The 14,891-nt window shown below is 67.6% G+C and carries 15 protein-coding genes; 11 read left to right on the plus strand and 4 right to left on the minus strand.

Annotation, left to right across the window (positions count from 1 at the left end; genetic code table 11):
- Positions 1–51 precede the first annotated feature (51 nt).
- On the minus strand, positions 52–837 hold the full coding sequence (locus B9Z03_RS08265; RefSeq protein WP_085463779.1) for an IclR family transcriptional regulator: 786 nt from the start codon (positions 835–837) through the stop codon (positions 52–54).
- 383 nt (positions 838–1,220) lie between these two features.
- Between B9Z03_RS08265 and B9Z03_RS08270 the strand changes: the two genes are divergently transcribed.
- The 6 genes from B9Z03_RS08270 to B9Z03_RS08295 all read left to right on the plus strand — a co-directional run bounded on the left by B9Z03_RS08270 (position 1,221) and on the right by B9Z03_RS08295 (position 8,397).
- Positions 1,221–2,717 carry an aldehyde dehydrogenase gene (locus B9Z03_RS08270; protein WP_244561689.1) on the plus strand — a complete coding sequence of 499 codons (1,497 nt, stop codon included), beginning with the start codon at positions 1,221–1,223 and terminating at the stop codon, positions 2,715–2,717.
- Positions 2,718–2,729: 12 nt separating this feature from the next.
- Positions 2,730–3,500 (plus strand): SDR family NAD(P)-dependent oxidoreductase, encoded by a 771-nt coding sequence (locus tag B9Z03_RS08275; RefSeq protein WP_085463780.1) that lies wholly within the window; start codon positions 2,730–2,732, stop codon positions 3,498–3,500.
- Positions 3,501–3,568: 68 nt separating this feature from the next.
- The gene (locus tag B9Z03_RS08280) at positions 3,569–4,777 is read left to right on the plus strand and encodes a CaiB/BaiF CoA transferase family protein (protein ID WP_085467544.1); all 1,209 of its coding nucleotides are present in this window, start codon (positions 3,569–3,571) and stop codon (positions 4,775–4,777) included.
- 17 nt (positions 4,778–4,794) lie between these two features.
- Positions 4,795–5,961: an acyl-CoA dehydrogenase family protein gene (locus B9Z03_RS08285; protein WP_085463781.1), complete on the plus strand. Its 1,167-nt coding sequence runs from the start codon at positions 4,795–4,797 to the stop codon at positions 5,959–5,961.
- A gap of 11 nt (positions 5,962–5,972) precedes the next feature.
- Positions 5,973–7,238 (plus strand): acetyl-CoA hydrolase/transferase family protein, encoded by a 1,266-nt coding sequence (locus B9Z03_RS08290; protein ID WP_085463782.1) that lies wholly within the window; start codon positions 5,973–5,975, stop codon positions 7,236–7,238.
- Positions 7,231–8,397, plus strand: a complete 1,167-nt coding sequence (locus tag B9Z03_RS08295; protein WP_085463783.1) for a CaiB/BaiF CoA transferase family protein — start codon at positions 7,231–7,233, stop codon at positions 8,395–8,397. The genes B9Z03_RS08290 and B9Z03_RS08295 overlap by 8 nt, the downstream gene beginning before the upstream one ends.
- Before the next feature lie 13 nt (positions 8,398–8,410).
- Here the strand turns inward: B9Z03_RS08295 and B9Z03_RS08300 are convergent, their stop codons facing one another.
- Both B9Z03_RS08300 and B9Z03_RS08305 read right to left on the minus strand, forming a co-directional pair.
- Positions 8,411–9,187: a cyclase family protein gene (locus tag B9Z03_RS08300; protein WP_085463784.1), complete on the minus strand. Its 777-nt coding sequence runs from the start codon at positions 9,185–9,187 to the stop codon at positions 8,411–8,413.
- Between the two features lie 89 nt (positions 9,188–9,276).
- Entirely contained in the window at positions 9,277–10,254 is a 978-nt protein-coding gene (locus B9Z03_RS08305; protein ID WP_085463785.1) for a fumarylacetoacetate hydrolase family protein, read from the minus strand.
- A 94-nt stretch (positions 10,255–10,348) separates the two neighbouring features.
- On the opposite strand from B9Z03_RS08305, the gene B9Z03_RS08310 reads away from it, so the two are divergent.
- Genes B9Z03_RS08310 through B9Z03_RS08330 form a run of 5 tightly spaced genes read left to right on the plus strand, consistent with a single transcriptional unit; the run spans position 10,349 to position 14,307 of the window.
- Positions 10,349–11,284, plus strand: coding sequence for an ABC transporter substrate-binding protein (locus B9Z03_RS08310; RefSeq protein WP_139832206.1), 936 nt, complete (start codon positions 10,349–10,351; stop codon positions 11,282–11,284).
- The gene (locus B9Z03_RS08315) at positions 11,281–11,997 is read left to right on the plus strand and encodes an FCD domain-containing protein (RefSeq protein WP_085463786.1); all 717 of its coding nucleotides are present in this window, start codon (positions 11,281–11,283) and stop codon (positions 11,995–11,997) included. Before B9Z03_RS08310 ends, B9Z03_RS08315 begins: the two co-directional genes overlap by 4 nt.
- Positions 11,998–11,999: 2 nt before the next feature.
- Positions 12,000–12,782, plus strand: a complete 783-nt coding sequence (locus B9Z03_RS08320) for an ABC transporter ATP-binding protein (protein ID WP_085463787.1) — start codon at positions 12,000–12,002, stop codon at positions 12,780–12,782.
- The gene (locus tag B9Z03_RS08325; protein ID WP_085463788.1) at positions 12,779–13,543 is read left to right on the plus strand and encodes an ABC transporter permease; all 765 of its coding nucleotides are present in this window, start codon (positions 12,779–12,781) and stop codon (positions 13,541–13,543) included. The genes B9Z03_RS08320 and B9Z03_RS08325 overlap by 4 nt, the downstream gene beginning before the upstream one ends.
- Positions 13,540–14,307: an ABC transporter permease gene (locus B9Z03_RS08330; protein ID WP_085463789.1), complete on the plus strand. Its 768-nt coding sequence runs from the start codon at positions 13,540–13,542 to the stop codon at positions 14,305–14,307. Before B9Z03_RS08325 ends, B9Z03_RS08330 begins: the two co-directional genes overlap by 4 nt.
- Before the next feature lie 13 nt (positions 14,308–14,320).
- Here B9Z03_RS08330 and B9Z03_RS08335 read toward each other — a convergent pair whose 3' ends face one another.
- A complete protein-coding gene (locus B9Z03_RS08335) occupies positions 14,321–14,791 on the minus strand; it encodes an Lrp/AsnC family transcriptional regulator (protein ID WP_085463790.1) in 471 nt (156 codons plus the stop codon).
- Positions 14,792–14,891 lie beyond the last annotated feature (100 nt).

The raw sequence follows: 14,891 nt of genomic DNA on the forward strand, positions 1-14,891 counted from the left end.
AAGATGGAGGTTCCAGCAGCAGGAAGGTCAAGGCCTTTGCGACAGGCCTTGCTAGATTCTGTCGAGCGGGGGTGTCGTGAGGTTGCCGATCTCTGTCTTCAGATAAGAGGGGCCGAAATGGCGGGCGATCGCCTCGTGCACCTCGCCGGCGATGCGGAACATCGCGTTCTCGATCCGGTTGAGCGGTCCTGCGACCGTCACGGCGTAGACCCGGCCCGACGCCGCGATCGGCACGGAGATGCCGCCGAGGTCGACGCTGTAGTTGGAGGCGCTGCGGAACCAGCCGCGATGCAGGCCCGCCCGCATCTGGTCTTCGACCGCCTCGATGCTCATCGGCGTGCCGCTGCCATATCGCTCGAACACGACCTTGCGCAGGACCGCGTTGCGCTGGGCCTCGCCCCACTGGCTCATGATCGCCTGGCCCGAGGCGGTGGCGTGGATCGGAATCCGCTGCCCGACCTCGGCGGCGTAGCGCACCCGCTGGCTCGACTGGATGACTTCCAGGAACACGACGCTCATCCCCGATGCCGCGCCGACGCAGATCGTCTCGTCGGTGCGCGCCGCGAGGTCGCGCGCCAGCCGCAGCAGCGGTTCCGGCACCGGCTCGGACGCGGAGATCGCCTGCGAGAGGCTGAGCCATCGCGGCGTCGGATAGAAGCGTCCGCGCCCTTCGGGCTCGAACAGGAAGCCGCGGCCGCTGAGCGTGGACAGCACGTTGAAGGTGGACGAGCGCGGCCAGCCGAAATGTTGCGAGACCTCGGCGAGACTCGCAGGCTTTCCACGCTCGGCGAAGAACTCCAGCAGATCGAGCACGTTTTGGACTTGCCGAACGGTCATCGAAATTTCCTCCTATCCTGTCCAGATATAGAGACAATCGCGCCGGGAGCAACATCAATGCGGTGATCTCCACCGTCGGATGGCCGATCCGCAGGTCGATTTCTCGAGGCTGACGTTGTTTTCGGCATGCTAGGCAGCCAGGATTGGTGCAGCCGCTTGACGATGACGGCTCTTGTCGACTGGAGGTTCCAGTTGGGATTGTGATGAAAATCACTTTGAAAACAGAAAGATGGCAGAGTTTGGCTTTTTCCGTCCGCGTTCTTGACGTAAAAATCATCCATATATGGAGATAAAACTAAGATAATCGTGGACAAAGCGATGCGGGTCTTCCTAAATGTCGGATGTGGCCGGCGGAGGAGCGGGGCTGCATCCGGGAGGACTTGGTGAACGCGACATTGCGAGGCACGGTGCGCTATCCGCATCTGTTCATCGGTGGCGAATGGGTCGCGCCGGAGGGTGGCGGGATGCTGGACAGCATCGATCCCGCCACCGGGCGGCCTTGGGCGAGCGTCGCCTATGGCGGGCGCAGGGACATCGACAAGGCCGTCGCCGCCGCGCGCGCGGCGCTCGATGGTCCGTGGGGACGGATGCCGGGGCATGAGCGGGCGGCATTGCTCTATCGCCTGGCGGACATCTACCAGAAGCGTGCGCCGGAACTTACGCTGCTGGAGGCGCGCGATTCCGGCCGCGCGCTACGCGAGACGCGCGGCGACATCGGCGCGCACGCCAATTGGTATCGCTGGTTCGCCTCGCTGGCGGACAAGATCTGGGGCCGCACCATCCCGATGGACGACAGCGTCCATATCTATACGTCGCGGCTTCCGGTCGGCGTCGTCGGCGCGATCACGCCGTGGAACGCGCCGATGCTGACCACGTCTTGGAAGCTCGGGCCGGCGCTCGCGACCGGCTGCACGGTGGTGCTGAAGCCGGCTGAGCAGACGCCGGTGACCGCGCTGGAGCTGGCAAAGATGATCGAGGAAGCGGGCTTCCCGCCGGGCGTCGTCAATGTCGTGCCGGGCTACGGCAAGGATGGCGCGGGCGAGCATCTGGTTGCCCATCCCGACGTCGACAAGATCGCCTTCACGGGCGAGGGTGCGACGGCGAAGGCGATCCTGAAGACCGGCGCCGACACGCTGAAGCGCTTCTCTTTCGAGCTTGGCGGCAAGGCGCCGCATATCATCTTCGGCGACGCCGACGTCGAGCAGGCGCTCAACGCGGCAACGAGCTCGGCCTGGGCGGTGTGCGGGCAGAGCTGCGCGCTCGGCTCGCGGGTTCTGGTGGAGCGCCCGGTCTACGATCGCGTGGTCGAGGTCTTCGCTGAGAGGGCGGCGAAGGTCCGGGTCGGGATGCCGCTGGACGAGGCAACCCATATGGGGCCGCAGTCGTCCGACGAGCAGCTCCGCAAGACGCTGTCCTATGTCGATCTCGGCCAGGCGGAGGGCGCGCAACTCGTCACCGGTGGCCGGCGCATCACCAGCGGCGCTCTCGCCGACGGCTATTTCGTCCAGCCGACGGTGTTCGCCGGCGTGTCGAACCAGATGCGGATCGCCCGCGAGGAGATCTTCGGGCCAGTGGCCTCGCTCATTCCGTTCGACGGCGAGGAGGAGGCAGTGGCGATCGCCAACGACACGGCCTACGGCCTCACCGCAGGACTGTGGTCGCGCGATCTCGGGCGGGCGCACCGGGTGGCGGCGAAGATCCGGGCCGGCATCGTGTGGGTCAACACCTACCGCTACATCCGCTGGACCACGCCCTATGGCGGCTTCAAGGCGAGCGGCTGGGGGCGCGAGAACGGCGTTGAGGCGCTGGACAGCTATCTTGAAACGCGGACGACCGTCGTCAGCACGACCGGCCAGTTTCCGGACGCCTACGCGAACTGAGGAGAGGATCAGATGAGGCTTGCAGGAAAACTCGCGGTCGTGACCGCGGCTGCGTCGGGCATGGGCCGGGCGGGCGTGGAGCTCTTCCGGAAGGAGGGCGCGGAGGTGTGCGCCGTCGACCTCAACGCCGCCGCGCTGGATGCATTGGCGGCGGAGATGAAGGCGCGCGGAACGCCGATCAGCACGGTCCAGGCGGATCTCTCGACCGCGGCCGGTGCGAAGGGCAGCATCCATGCGGCGGCGGCAAAGCTCGGCGGCATCGACGTGCTGTGGGCGCATGCCGGCATCCCCGGCCCTCCCGGCATCGAGAACCTCGACCCGGACGCCTACAGGCTGGCGATGGCGCTGAACGTCGATTCCGCCGTGATCGCGGCCGGCGAGGTCATCGGCCACATGCGCAAGCGCGGTGGCGGATCGGTGATGTTCACGGCTTCGGTGTCCGGCATCGTCGGCTCACGCTTCTCGCCGGTCTATTCGGCGGGCAAGTTCGCGATCGTCGGCCTCACCAAGTCGCTGGCACAGACGTTTGCGCCCGACAAGGTGCGCGTCAACGTCATCTGCCCAGGCCTGACCGACACGCCGATGCTCGCCCAGTTCACGAGCCGGCGGGGCGATCCGGAGGAGGCGGCGGCGAACGAGAAGGCGCTGCTGGCGCAGGTGCCGCTCGGCCGGCGCTGCCGGCCCGACGAGATCGCGCATGCTGCGCTATGGCTCGCCTCGGACGACGCCTCCTTCGTCACCGGCATCGAGCTTCCGGTCGACGGCGGCTTCACCTGCCGGTGACGAGAGGGCGAGGCGATGGTGTCGCGGGCATCCAGGGCATGACCCAGCCGGACCAGGCCAAGGGCGGGGTGGGTCCGCTGCACGGGCTGCGCGTCATCGACATGACGACGGTGCTGATGGGGCCGTCGGCGACGCAGATCCTCGGCGATTTCGGCGCGGACGTGATCAAGGTGGAGGCGCCGGAGGGCGATCTCGTCCGCCAGATCGGTCCCGCCCGGCATGAGGGGATGGGGCCGATCTACCTGCACGCCAACCGCTCGAAGCGCGCGATCACGCTGGACCTGAAGCGGCCGGAAGGCTGCGAGGTGCTGCTGCGGCTTTGCGAAAGCGCCGACGTTCTGGTCTACAATGTGCGCGCCAAGGCAATGAAGCGGCTGGGCCTTACCTATGAAAAGGTCTCGGCCGCCAATCCTCGGCTGATCTATGCCGGCATGTTCGGCTACGGGCAGGACGGGCCCTATGCGGCGCGGCCGGCCTATGACGACCTGATCCAGGGCGGTGCCGCCCTTCCCTACCTGTTCTCCCGCGTCAACGAGGGCAAGCCGCGCTACGTGCCCTCGGCCATCGCGGACCGCGTCGTCGGGCTTGCCGCCGTCGGCGCGATCCTCGCTGCCGTGGTCGACCGCAGCAGGACCGGGCTCGGCCAACGCGTCGAGATCCCGATGTTCGAGACGATGGTGAGCGTCGTCTTCGGCGACCACATGGGCGGGCTGACCTTCGAGCCGCCGCTCGACGGCGGCGGCTACAGGCGCCATCTCTCGCCGGGACGGCGGCCCTACCAGACCAGCGACGGCTACATCTGCGCCCTGATCTATACCGACGCCCACTGGCAGCGCTTCTTTGCCGAGATCGGCCGGCCCGACATGCCCGCCGCGGACCCGCGTTTCCACACATTCGCGTCGCGTATGGCGCATGTGAACGAGGTCTATGACGAGCTGTCCGAGATACTGCTCACCCGCACCAGCGCCGAGTGGATCGAGTTGCTCGACAGGGCCGACATCCCGGTGATGCCGATGCACGACTTCGAGAGCCTGCTGGAAGACCCGCACCTGAACGCCACCGGCTTCTTCGACGTGATCGACCATCCGAGCGAAGGGCCGCTGCGGAGCATGGCGGTGCCGTCGAAATGGTCGCGCAGCGTCGTCGGCGCGAGCCGCCACGCGCCGCGACAGGGCGAGCACAGCGAGGAGATTTTGCGCGAGGCGGGCTACGGCGCGGACGAGATCGCCGGCCTCGTCGCGTGCGGAGCGGTGCGCGGCGCTGCTTCCGGCGGTTGAGGTTTGAGGAAAACGGCATGCATTTCGACTACACCGAGGAGCAGCAGGCGATCCGCGACGCGATAGCCAAGATCTGCGCCGGCTTCGACGACGCCTACTGGCTGAAGCGCGACCGGGAAGGGGGCTTCCCGCACGACTTCTACGACGCGCTGGCGCGCGAGGGCTGGCTCGGCATCTGCACCGCCGAGGCCCATGGCGGCGCGGGGCTGGGGATCACCGAGGCGGCGATCATGATGCGCACCATCGCCGAGTCCGGCGCCGGGCTGTCGGGCGCCTCGGCGGTGCATATCAACATCTTCGGGCTCAATCCCGTCGCGGTCTACGGGACCGAGGAGCAGAAGGCCCGCATGTTGCGGCCGATGGCGGAGGGGCGCGAGAAGGCCTGCTTCGCGGTGACCGAGCCGAACACCGGCCTCAACACCACCCAGCTCAAGCTGAAGGCGGAGAGGAGGGGCGATCGCTATGTCGTCAACGGCCAGAAGATCTGGATCTCGACCGCGCAGGTGGCCGACCGCATCCTGCTGCTCGCCCGCACCACGCCGCTGGAGGAGGTGAAGAAGCCGACGCATGGGTTGAGCCTGTTCTACACCCGCTTCGACCGCGACAGGATCACGGCGAGGGAGATCGACAAGATGGGCCGCAAGGCAGTCGATTCGAACGAGCTGTTCTTCGAGAATTTCGAGATCCCGCAAGCCGACCTGATCGGCGAAGAGGGGCGCGGCTTCGAATACATCCTGCACGGCATGAATCCGGAGCGGGTGCTGATCGCGGCCGAGGCGGTGGGGCTGGGCATGGCGGCGATCAACCGCGCGACGCGCTATGCGAAGGAGCGGATCGTGTTCAACCGGCCGATCGGCCAGAACCAGGGCATCCAGCATCCGCTGGCGAAGTGCTGGGCCGAGCTGGAGGCGGCGTGGCTGATGGTGATGTCGGCCGCCTGGCAATACGACAACGGCAAGCCGGCGGGGGCGGCGGCGAACGCGGCGAAATATCTCGCCGGAGAGGCTGGCTTCCACGCCTGCGAGACGGCGGTGATGACGCATGGCGGCTTCGGCTACGCCAAGGAATACCATGTCGAGCGCTACCTGCGTGAGGTGATGATCCCGCGCATCGCCCCGATCAGCCCGCAGCTTGCCCTCTCCTTCATCGCCGAAAAGGTGCTCGGCCTGGCGAAATCCTACTGACCCGGCGCGGCATGGTTCGGATCGCCGCCGCCGATCTCGATCTCGCCGCCCTGCTGCGGCCCGGCGACCGCATCGTGGTCGGCCAGGCGACGGCGGAGCCGCTGACGCTGACGCGCTGTCTGGTTGAGGAGCCGGGATTGCCGGCGGGCTGCCGGATCTTCCTCGGGCCGCTCTATTCGGACACGTTCCTCAATCCGCCGGCCACGCCGCTCGGACTTGAGGCTTATGGCGCGATCGGCAAAGGCGCGCAGCTGTCGAGGCAGGGCCGGCTCGACATCCTGCCGATGCCCTATTCGGCACTGTCGGCCGGCTTCGCGACCGGACTTTTGCCCGCCGACTGCGTGATGATCCAGCTCGCGCCGGAGGGGCGGGGATACAATCTCGGCATCTCGAACGACTATGCCGTCGAGGCGGCGCGCCGAGCCCGCTTGGTGATCGCGGAGATCAATCCCACCGCGCCGCGATGCCGGGGCGGCGAATGGCCGGCGGATATTCCGATCCATGTGATGGTCGAGGCGGAACAGGAACCGCTTGAAGTTTCTTCGCTGACGCATGGAGAGACGGAACTGGCGATCGCGGCGAATGTTGCGTCGCTGGTGCCGGACCGCGCAGTGCTGCAGCTTGGGGTCGGCGCGATCCCGCAGGCGGTCGCAGCCAGGCTGACGGAGCACCGCGATCTCGGGCTGCATTCGGGCGCGCTGTTCGACGGCGTTGTCGACCTCGTCGAGCGCGGCGTCGTCACCAATGCGGCGAAGGAGGTCGAGGCGGGCGTGAGCGTCGGCGGTCTCCTGATCGGCAGCCGGCGTCTCTACGATTTTGCCAGCGGCAACCCGGCCTTCCATCTCGCGCCGCCATCCGTCACCCACAGGCTGGAAACGATCGCTCGCCTCACGCGATTTTGCGCCATCAACTCGGCGATCGAGGTCGATCTCACCGGCCAGGTCAATGCCGAGACGGCGCAGGGGCATTATGTCGGCGCGATCGGCGGGCAGGTCGATTTCGTCCGCGGCGCGAACGCCTCGCGCGGCGGGCGTGCCATCATCGCGCTGCCGTCGACGGCGCGCGGCGGGATGGTGTCGCGTGTCGTGCCGCAGGTGGCGACCGTCACCTGCTCGCGCGCCGATGTCGACGCCGTCGTCACCGAATGGGGCATCGCGGAGCTGCGCGGACTGACACTCAGGCAGCGGGCGGACAGAATGATCGCCGTCGCCGCACCTCAGTTTCGCGAGGACCTGGCCCGTGCATGGCGAGAGACGTGGAGCACCCACCATGCCTGACGCATCCGGCGGGCCGCTGGCCGGCCTGAAAGTGATCGAGATGGCGGGGATCGGGCCTGCGCCCTTCGCGGCCATGATGCTCGCCGACATGGGGGCGGACGTGCTGCGCATCGACCGTCCCGAAGCGTCCGGTCTCGGGATCGAGCGGCCAGACCGCTACAACTTCACCGCAAGGAGCCGCCGCTCGGTGGCCATCGACCTCAAGCGGCCGGAAGGGACGGCCTGCGTGCTCGACCTCGTCGGCCGGGCGGACGTGCTGATCGAGGGATTCCGGCCGGGCGTGATGGAGCGACTGGGGCTGGGGCCCGGCCCCTGCCTGGAACGGAATCCGCGCCTCGTCTTCGGCCGGCTGACCGGCTGGGGGCAGGAGGGGCCGCTCGCGGCCGGCGCGGGCCACGACCTCAACTACATCGCGCTTACCGGCGCGCTCGACGCGATCGGGCGGGCAGGCCAGCCGCCGACGCCTCCGCTGAACATGCTGGGCGATTTCGGGGGCGGAGGGATGCTGCTCGCCTTCGGTCTGGTCTGCGCCGTGCTCAATGCGCGCACAGGCGGCGCCGGGCAGGTGGTGGACGCGGCGATCGTGGACGGCGCGGCGCTGCTTGCCGCTCCCGTCATGGGGCTGCACGGCGCGGGCCTGTGGCCGGGTGCGCGTGGGGAAAACGTCCTCGACGGTGGCGCGCCATATTACGACGTCTACCGCTGTGCGGACGGCGCCTATGTCTCGGTGGCGCCGATCGAAGGCAAGTTCCGTGCTTTGCTGCTCGGCCTGCTCGGCATCGCCGAGGCGGACTTTCCCGACGTGTCCGATCGCGCGAACTGGCCGGCGGCGCGTCGCATCCTGGCCGACCGCTTCGCCGAGAGAACGCGCGACGAGTGGTGCGCGCTGCTCGAAGGCACTGACGCGTGCTTCGCCCCGGTGCTCTCCTTCGGCGAAGCCCCACATCATCCGCACAATCACGCCCGCGGCACCTATGTGACGGTGGATGGAGCGGTCCAGCCGGCGCCCGCCCCGCGCTTCAGCGCGACGCCGCCGCCGATGCCCCGCGCGCCGACGGCGCCGGGGGAGGCGGGCGTCTCTGCGCTGCGCGACTGGGGCCTTTCGGCCGAGCGCTGCGAGGAACTGGAGCGGGCGAAGGTCGTCGGCCGCGCAGGTTAGGACGCGTCGCCGCTCACTCGTCGATGATCGCGACGGCGCGGCACCAGCCGGCGGATGCCTTCTCGATCTTGACCGGGAAGCAGCTCACCATGAAGCCGGTCGAGGGCAGGTCCTCCAGCCGGTGCAGCTTCTCGATGTGGCAGTAGCCGGTGTGGCGGCCGGCCTTGTGGCCTTCCCAGATCAGCGAGGCATCCTTGGTCTCGATGTATTTCTTCGCCGTGTGGATGAAGGGCGCGTCCCAGCTCCAGCCGTCGGTGCCGGTGACGCGTACGCCGCGGTCGAGCAGATACATCGTCGCCTCGTAGCCCATGCCGCAGCCGCTGGCGACATAGTCGGGCTGGCCGAATTTCACGCCGGCCGAGGTGTTGACCACGACGATCTCCAGCGGCTTCAGCTCGTGGCCGATGCGCTTCAGCTCGGCCTCGACGTCGGCGGCGGTCGCGACATAGCCATCGGGGAAATGACGGAAGTCGAGCTTGACGCCGGGCTGGTAGCACCAGTCGAGCGGGATATCGTCGATCCGCCATGCCGGCTCGCCATGGTTCATTGTTGGATGATAGTGCCAGGGCGCGTCGAGATGCGTGCCGTTGTGCGTCGACAGGACGACGCGCTCGACCGCCCAGCCGGCGCCGTCCGGCAGGTCTTCCGCCTTCAGGCCGGGAAAGAACGACAGGATCTGGGCGAGGCTCTGCGTGTGGTCGATATATTCGATCGACGGGATCTGGATCGGCGGGTCCGCCGGGATGTCGTTGGCGATGGGTATGGAAAGGTCGACGATGCGACGGGCCATGGTTTCCTTCTCCTCCGAAACAATTCCAGCACAAGTGCGAAGCGGTTTAGCGTCCGGAATTGCGTGAAAACAAAAGTCGGGTCGCGCGGTCAGCCCTGCTGCCGCACGACCTTGTTCTTCAGGATGCCGATCTTCTCGAATTCGAGTTCGACCACATCTCCGTCGGCGAGGAAATGGCCGGTCTCCAGGCCGCAGCCATTGCCGATCGTGCCGGAGCCGATGAATTCGCCGGCATGGACCGTCTCGTCCTGCGACATGTGGGCGAGGATCTCCTCGAAGCTGAACAGCATGCCCGCCGTGGTGCTCTCGCAGCGCGTCTCGCCGTTGACGCGAACGGCGGCCTTCAGCGAATAGGGATCGGGGATCTCGTCCTTGGTGACGATCCAGGGGCCGAGCACGTTGGCGCCGTCGAAGCTCTTGCCTTTGGCGGGCCCGAGGAAGCCGGGCATCTCCTTGCCCTGCTGGTCGCGGGCCGAGAAGTCGTTGAAGATCGTGTAGCCGAAGATGTGGTCGCGGGCCTTCGCCGCGCTGACATTGGCGCCCGTCCTGCCGATCACCACGCCATATTCCAGCTCGTAGTCCATGACCTTCGAGTAGCGCGGCCAGGTGATGGTGGCGCCCGGGCCGCGCACGATCATGCGGTTGGTGATGTAGTAGATCGGGATCTGGCGATAGATGTCGGCCAGCGGCGGCAGCGGTTCGGAAGCAAGCGCGGACATGTCGCCGCCGCTCATCAGCTGGCGCATGCCGCGGCCCGACTGGCGGATATGCGTCTCGTAGCTCATCCCGTCGCGCATCTGCCGCGGCTCGGGCAGCGGCGCCAAGAGCTCGACGTCGCCGATCGCTGAGGAGAGCGCCGGGTCCTGCCCATGCGCCTCGAACAACCTCGCCGCCTGCTCAAGGCCGGCATCGCCGGCGTCGATCAACGCCAGCATGGAGGCGAAGGGCGCCGTGCCGGCCCCGCTGCGGGATGCTGCTGCGGCAAGGTCGAAGATACGGGTTCCGTCCCCATGCACGATCGCGATCCGCGCCGCGTCAGATCCTGTCCGATAGGTGGCCAGCTTCATGTTCGTCCTCCCGACTTGCTAGCGTATAGATTTTATGTTTTTATCGATATTCGAAACCGGCACGCTTTGGAAGCCGGATTCTGGGAGGAAATCGATGAAGCTCGTGATGAAGGCTGCGCTCGGCGCGGCCGTGGTTCTCGCATCCTGGACGGGGCTTGCCGCCGCCCAGACCAAGATCAATATCGGCTGCACCGCGACGACGGACTGCGCCTCGGCGGCCGTGGCGCTGGAAGACGGCATCTTCAAGAAGAACGGCCTCGACGCGACGATGACGCTGATCGGCCTGAACTCGAACATTCCGGCAGCCCTCTTATCCGACTCCGTGCAGATCGGCGGCCCGACCCCGTCGGTGTTCCTGCAGGCGGTGGACGGCGGGCTCGACCTCGTCGCGGTGGCGGGCGCGAGCTCCACGTCGAAGACCACCTTCGACACAGCCGGCGTCGTCGCGTCTCCGGCGAGCGGCATCAAGGAGCCGAAGGACTTCGTCGGCAAGAAGGTCGGCGCGCCCGGAATCGGCGCCTTCCTGCAGGTCCTGTTCTCCAAATGGCTGATCGACAACGGCGTCGACCCGAAGCAGGTGAATTTCGTCGAGGTCACCTTCCCGACGATGAACGACACGCTGAAATCGGGCGCGGTGGACGCGGTGGTGACGGCCGAGCCGATGATGTCGCGCATCATCGCCAGCGGCACGGGCGCGGTCGCCGGTTACTATCTGGAGAAGCTGCCCGAGCGGCGTCCGGCGATCCTCTATGCCTCGACCCGCGCCTGGGCCGATGCCAATCCGGATGCGGTGAAGGCCTTCCGCGCCTCGATCGAGGAGGCGGCCAAGATCGTCAACGAGAATCCCGAGAAGGGCCGCCAGGCGATCGCCAATTTCACCAAGATCCCGATGGACGTGCTGTCCAAGATGAAGCTCTCCGTCTCCGATCCGAAGATCGAGCAGGAGCAGCTCGACTGGTGGGTCACGACGATGAACGAGCAGAACATGCTGCAGGGCAAGCCCGACACCGCCGCGCTCATCCAGAAATGATCGACGTAAGGGACAAGCCCGACCTGTTCGGGGAGGCCGCGCATTTCGCGGCCTCCGACACGCTCAGCGAGCGCGCCTCGGCCCTGGTCGAGCACGACATCCTCGCCGGCGTGTGGCAGCCGGGCGAGCGGCTGGCGATCCAGGCGCTGTCCGAGCGCTACGGCATCGGCGCGACGCCGCTGAGGGAAGGGCTGTCCCGGCTCGTCTCGCGCGGGCTGATCGGCGCCGTTGGCCAGAAGGGCTTCCGTGTCGCCGCCATGTCGAGCGCCGACCTCGTCGACATCACGCTGGTCAGGACGACGATCGAGGCGGAGGCGTTGCGCCGCTCGATCCGCTCCGGCGGTGACGACTGGGAGGCGACCATCGTCGCGACGCTGCACCGGCTGTCCCGCTCGGTCGAGCGCGATCCGGAGACGATGCGCGAGGGCACGCCGAAATTCGACAGGCTGCACAAGGCCTTCCACCGCGCGCTGCTGGAGGCATGCGGCTCCGCGCGTCTGCTGCGGCTGCACGACGACCTCTATTATCAGGCCTATCGCTACCGGCGCATGATGATGAGCCGCTTTGCCGTCCATGCCGACTTCATCGACGCGCATCGTGCCCTGGCCGACATCGTCCTCGCCCGCGACGAGGAGGCCGCCGTGGCGGAGCTGACGCGCCATCTCGCGACGACGCTGGATGTCGTCTACGGTGGCGAGGAGGGAGGAGCGTGAACATGGCCGCAGCGAACGTGAAGGCCGCGCCGGTCATCGGCTTCGACCGGGTCAGTCTCGCCTATGGCGAGCGCACCATCATCTCGGATCTCAGCCTGGACGTCGGCCGCGGCGAGATCGTCTGCATCATCGGGCCTTCGGGCTGCGGCAAGACGACGGCGCTGCGCATGGCCGGCGGGCTGGTGCGGCCGAGCGCGGGCGCGGTGCGCCTGCTGGGCGAGCCGCTGACCGCGCCGCGCCGCGACGTCGCAATCGTCTTCCAGGATTACGGCAAGGCGCTGCTGCCCTGGCGCACGGCGGCGGCCAACGTGTCGCTGGCACTGGAGGCGGCGGGCACGCCGCGCGCCGGGCGCGACGAGCGTATCCGCACGCTGCTGGCCAAGGTCGGCCTGACCGGGCACGAGGACAAGTATCCGACCGAGATGTCCGGCGGCATGCAGCAACGCATCCAGATCGCGCGCTGCCTGGCGCAGGACCCGGCCGTGCTTCTGATGGACGAGCCGTTCGGCGCGCTCGACGCGATGACGCGGCAGGGCCTGCAGGACGAGATGCTGTCGATCGTCGCCGAGACGGGGGCGACGGTGTTCTTCGTCACCCACGATCTCGAGGAAGCGGTCTATCTCGGCGACCGCGTAATCGGACTGCTGCCCAATCCCGGCCGCGTCGGCATCGACCTGCGCGTCGACCTGCCGCGTCCGCGCAACCAGCTCGAGACGCGCGAGATGCCCGAATTCCTGCGCCTGCGCCGCCAGTTGTTCGACTTCATCGAGAAGGCCGAGCGATGAGCGGGCAGTGGTGGAAGGGGCTCGTCGTCCCGGCCGCGCTGATCGTGCTGGCCGAGCTTGCCATGCGGGTCTACGGCTCGACCTCGATGTCGCTCGCCGCGCCGAGCGACATTCTTGCCGCGTTGGTGAGGGCGCTCGCTGACGGCTCCATCCTGGTCGCGACGCGCGACACGCTGATCACCGCCGGCGCGGGGCTCGCGCTCGGCGGCGCGGTTGGGCTCGCGCTCGGCATCCTGTTCGGCCTCGTCAAGCCGCTCGACCGGCTGATGGAGGTGACGATCGAGGCGATCAGGCCGATCCCTTCGGTCGCGGTGCTGCCGATCGCCATGCTCGTTTTCGGCTTCGGCTACGGCATGGAGATCGCCATCGTCGCCTTCTCCTGCCTCTGGCCGATCATGATCATGACCCGTTCGGCGATGGCCGGCATCGAGCCGCGCCTGATGGAAGTGTCGCGGGCGCTCAGGCTCTCCGCCTTCGACCGGGTGCGAAAGATCGTGCTGCCGGCGGCGCTGCCGCGCATCATCGTCGCCTTCCGGCTGGCGGCCGCCGTCGCGCTCGTCGTATCCGTCACGGTCGAGATCGCGGCCAACCCGCTCGGGCTCGGCTACGGCATCCTCGTGGCGCAGCAGGGCCTGCAGCCGGCGCTGATGCTCGCCTATCTGGTCTGGATCGGCATTGTCGGGTGGGGCCTGAACGCGCTTCTTTCGCTGGCACAGAACCGCCTGTTCGGGCGCGCCGCGCGCGTCGGGGCGCAGGCATGAAATCCTCCCGCCTCGCCTGGCTCGCCGCGAGCTTCGCCGTCGCCGCCCTGTTCGTCTGGGGCTGGCAGCTGATCGCGGACTACAAGCTCGTCAATCCGGTGTTCCTGCCCGGCCCCGACCGGACCTGGGGCGCGCTGGTGCGCGGCTTCACGACGGGCGACCTCGGCGTGAAGCTCGTGGCGACGATCGAGCGGATGTTCTGGGGTTGGCTGATCGCCTCGCTGATCGGCATCGCGCTCGGGGCCGCGATCGGCACCTCCCCGCGGCTGAGGGCCTATCTCGCGCCGATGCTGGAATTCCTGCGGCCACTGCCAGCCTCGGCGACGATCCCCGTCGCCATCGCCCTGCTCGGCCTGTCCGACGGCATGGTGCTGGCGGTGATCGCCTTCGGCGCGCTGTGGCCGGTGCTGCTGGCGACGATCCACGGCTTCTCGGCGGTGGAACCGCGGCTCTACGAGGTCGGCGACGCGCTGCGCCTCTCCCGCGCCGCCGTCATCGGCAAGATCGCGCTGCCCTCGGCGAGCCCCGATATCCTTGCCGGCACGCGGCTCGGCCTGACGGTGGCGCTCATCCTGTCGGTGGTCTGCGAAATGATCGCGGGGCGCGACGGTCTCGGCAACTGGATACTGCTCGCCGCCCGCTCCTTCCGCGCGCCCGATCTCTACGCCGGCGTGATCCTGCTCGGCGTGCTCGGCTACGCGACCGCAGTAGGGATCGGCCTGCTGGAGGCAAGGCTGCTCGTCTGGCGCAACAGGGCGCGCTGAGGAAACGGACGTCTCAAGCTATCGGCAAGGCTTCCGAGCGCTTGATCTGGACGAGGGCGAAGCTGGTCTCGATCGAGGCGACGCCCTCCAGCCGGGTGAGCTTGTCCTTCAGAAAGCGCTCGTAGGATTCGAGGTCGCTGGTGACGATGCGCATCAGGTAGTCGCGCTGACCGGTCATCAGGTAGCAGTCGACCACCTCCGGCCAGCCGGACACCGCCTCGCCGAACCGATCGAGATTCTCCTCGCTCTGCCGCTCCAGCTTGATCGAGGCGAAGGCGCTGATAGGCAGGCCGACCTTCGACTGGTCGATCAATGCGGCGTAGCCCTTGATGATGCCGGCCTCCTCCAAAAGCCGCACCCGGCGCGCGCAGGGGGAGGGCGACAGGCCGACCTTCTCCGACAGTTCGCCGACTGTGATCTTGCCGTCGGCCTGCAGCAGCCGGATGATCTTCTTGTCGATCGTGTCGAGTTTCAGACTTGGCATGGAATGTCCTTTGACACGAAAATATTGATGGAAATCACCAATATCAAACAGATCATTGGCTGCATTTAGCCGCATCCGGCGCCCGAGTGAAGATAGGATC

It is taken from the genome of Mesorhizobium australicum, assembly GCF_900177325.1.
Lineage (GTDB): Bacteria > Pseudomonadota > Alphaproteobacteria > Rhizobiales > Rhizobiaceae > Mesorhizobium_A > Mesorhizobium_A australicum_A.

Bases quoted from the DNA above. Each gene is read 5' to 3' on its own strand.
- B9Z03_RS08285 (WP_085463781.1), top strand. From the start codon at position 4,795: ATGCATTTCGACTACACCGAGGAGCAGCAGGCGATCCGCGACGCGATA.
- B9Z03_RS08305 (WP_085463785.1), bottom strand. From the start codon at position 10,254: ATGAAGCTGGCCACCTATCGGACAGGATCTGACGCGGCGCGGATCGCG.
- B9Z03_RS08275 (WP_085463780.1), top strand. From the start codon at position 2,730: ATGAGGCTTGCAGGAAAACTCGCGGTCGTGACCGCGGCTGCGTCGGGC.
- B9Z03_RS08265 (WP_085463779.1), bottom strand. From the start codon at position 837: ATGACCGTTCGGCAAGTCCAAAACGTGCTCGATCTGCTGGAGTTCTTC.
- B9Z03_RS08325 (WP_085463788.1), top strand. From the start codon at position 12,779: ATGAGCGGGCAGTGGTGGAAGGGGCTCGTCGTCCCGGCCGCGCTGATC.
- B9Z03_RS08335 (WP_085463790.1), bottom strand. From the start codon at position 14,791: ATGCCAAGTCTGAAACTCGACACGATCGACAAGAAGATCATCCGGCTG.
- B9Z03_RS08295 (WP_085463783.1), top strand. From the start codon at position 7,231: ATGCCTGACGCATCCGGCGGGCCGCTGGCCGGCCTGAAAGTGATCGAG.
- B9Z03_RS08330 (WP_085463789.1), top strand. From the start codon at position 13,540: ATGAAATCCTCCCGCCTCGCCTGGCTCGCCGCGAGCTTCGCCGTCGCC.
- B9Z03_RS08310 (WP_139832206.1), top strand. From the start codon at position 10,349: ATGAAGCTCGTGATGAAGGCTGCGCTCGGCGCGGCCGTGGTTCTCGCA.
- B9Z03_RS08300 (WP_085463784.1), bottom strand. From the start codon at position 9,187: ATGGCCCGTCGCATCGTCGACCTTTCCATACCCATCGCCAACGACATC.
- B9Z03_RS08290 (WP_085463782.1), top strand. From the start codon at position 5,973: ATGGTTCGGATCGCCGCCGCCGATCTCGATCTCGCCGCCCTGCTGCGG.
- B9Z03_RS08315 (WP_085463786.1), top strand. From the start codon at position 11,281: ATGATCGACGTAAGGGACAAGCCCGACCTGTTCGGGGAGGCCGCGCAT.
- B9Z03_RS08320 (WP_085463787.1), top strand. From the start codon at position 12,000: ATGGCCGCAGCGAACGTGAAGGCCGCGCCGGTCATCGGCTTCGACCGG.